A 2542-nucleotide genomic window follows, 5' to 3' on the forward strand; every position below is an offset into this window, starting at 1 on the left:
TAAACAGTCGCAGCGGCCTGGTTACTGCGACCCTCTTCAGCTATAGCTCGCACGAGCCACCAAAAAGGGTGCACCTTCTCCCGAAGTTACGGTACCATTTTGCCTAGTTCCTTCACCCGAGTTCTCTCAAGCGCCTGAGAATTCTCATCCTACCCACCTGTGTCGGTTTACGGTACGGTCTGCGTAAGCTGAAGCTTAGGAGCTTTTCCTGGAAGCGTGGTATCAGTGACTTTGCCATAAAGGCTCGTCTCGGTGCTCGGTCTTGAAGGATCCCGGATTTGCCAAAGATCCAAACCTACCGCCTTTCCCCAGGACAACCAACGCCTGGTACACCTAACCTTCTCCGTCCCTCCATCGCACTTACGCGAGGTGCAGGAATATTAACCTGCTTCCCATCGACTACGACTTTCGTCCTCGCCTTAGGGGCCGACTCACCCTGCGCCGATTAACGTTGCGCAAGGAAACCTTGGGCTTTCGGCGTGCGGGTTTTTCACCCGCATTATCGTTACTCATGTCAGCATTCGCACTTCCGATACCTCCAGCAGACTTCTCAATCCACCTTCAACGGCTTACGGAACGCTCCTCTACCGCGCATAACAAAGTTATGCACCCCAAGCTTCGGTTCACTGCTTAGCCCCGTTAAATCTTCCCCGCAGACCGACTCGACCAGTGAGCTATTACGCTTTCTTTAAAGGGTGGCTGCTTCTAAGCCAACCTCCTGGCTGTCTGTGCCTTTCCACATGGTTTTCCACTTAGCAGTGAATTTGGGACCTTAGCTGTGGGTCTGGGTTGTTTCCCTTTTCACGACGGACGTTAGCACCCGCCGTGTGTCTCCCATACAGTCCGTCTCGGTATTCGGAGTTTGCAATGGTTTGGTAAGTCGCGATGACCCCCTAGCCATAACAGTGCTCTACCCCCGAGAGGATACATATGAGGCGCTACCTAAATAGCTTTCGAGGAGAACCAGCTATCTCCGGGTTCGATTAGCTTTTCACTCCTAATCACACCTCATCCCCTACCTTTGCAACGGGAGTGGGTTCGGGCCTCCAGTGCGTGTTACCGCACCTTCACCCTGGGCATGACTAGATCACCCGGTTTCGGGTCTACTGCCCGCGACTATGCGCCCTTATCAGACTCGGTTTCCCTTCGCCTCCCCTATACGGTTAAGCTTGCCACGAACAGTAAGTCGCTGACCCATTATACAAAAGGTACGCAGTCACTCCTTGCGGAGCTCCTACTGCTTGTACGCACACGGTTTCAGGTTCTATTTCACTCCCCTCTCCGGGGTTCTTTTCGCCTTTCCCTCACGGTACTGGTTCACTATCGGTCGGTCAGTAGTATTTAGCCTTGGAGGATGGTCCCCCCATGTTCAGACAGGGTTTCACGTGCCCCGCCCTACTCGTCTTCACTGAAATGGCCCTTTCAGATACAGGGCTATCACCTTCTATGGCCGCTCTTTCCAGAGCGTTTTCCTAGAACCAAATCAGCTTAAGGGCTAGTCCGCGTTCGCTCGTCGCTACTTACGGAATCTCGGTTGATTTCTTTTCCTCTGGTTACTTAGATATTTCAGTTCACCAGGTTCGCTTCCAGCAGCTATGTATTCACTGCAGGATACCCGCAAGCGGGTGGGTTTCCCCATTCGGACATTACCGGATCAAAGCTTGTTGCCAGCTCCCCGATACTTTTCGCAGGCTGCCACGTCCTTCATCGCCTCTGACCGCCAAGGCATCCACCGTGTGCGCTTATTCGCTTGACCATATAACCGCAAGTTGCCTTGGGTTATATATGTGACCCGGGGGTACAAAGCCCGGATACGAATATAACGACTCAATCAATAAAGAGACTTCCGTCTCTCGCCTTAGCCTCACGACACGTCTGATAGAACATCTCAAACGCTCGCTACGTCACAAGTTTTAAAAGAACACGTACCAGCCACAATGCTGATGCGTATAAAGATCGATTGTATGCGTCATTCAGAGAATGGTGGGTCTGGGTAGACTCGAACTACCGACCTCACCCTTATCAGGGGTGCGCTCTAACCACCTGAGCTACAGACCCGGAAGTTATTCCGGAACAGCCCAAACATGGTGGAGCCTGTCGGGATCGAACCGACGACCCCCTGCTTGCAAAGCAGGTGCTCTCCCAGCTGAGCTAAGGCCCCAAAAGGGACTCTCATATCGGCCTGGCCGACATGATTCTCTGAATGCAGGTACTTTGTGAAGACGCCCGACAGGACGATGCTGTCTTTGCTCAAAAGGAGGTGATCCAGCCGCACCTTCCGATACGGCTACCTTGTTACGACTTCACCCCAGTCATCTGTCCCACCTTAGGCGGCTGGCTCCAAAAAGGTTACCCCACCGACTTCGGGTGTTACAAACTCTCGTGGTGTGACGGGCGGTGTGTACAAGGCCCGGGAACGTATTCACCGCAGCAATGCTGATCTGCGATTACTAGCGATTCCGACTTCATGGAGTCGAGTTGCAGACTCCAATCCGGACTGAGATAGGGTTTCTGGGATTGGCTTACCGTCGCCGGCTTGCAG

At 53.1% G+C, this 2542-nt stretch carries 2 tRNA genes and 2 rRNA genes; all 4 read right to left on the minus strand.

Annotated elements, in window-relative coordinates:
• Nucleotides 1–1756: ribosomal RNA gene (locus DAI20_RS19175) — 23S ribosomal RNA — on the minus strand; the annotation flags it as partial.
• A gap of 225 nt (nucleotides 1757–1981) precedes the next feature.
• A tRNA-Ile gene (locus DAI20_RS19180) sits at nucleotides 1982–2058 on the minus strand.
• Between the two features lie 27 nt (nucleotides 2059–2085).
• Nucleotides 2086–2161 (minus strand) — tRNA-Ala (locus DAI20_RS19185).
• Between the two features lie 92 nt (nucleotides 2162–2253).
• Nucleotides 2254–2542 (minus strand): 16S ribosomal RNA (locus DAI20_RS19190); the annotation flags it as partial.

It is taken from the genome of Planctomonas deserti, from assembly GCF_003067705.1.
In the GTDB taxonomy this organism is placed as follows: domain Bacteria; phylum Actinomycetota; class Actinomycetes; order Actinomycetales; family Microbacteriaceae; genus Planctomonas; species Planctomonas deserti.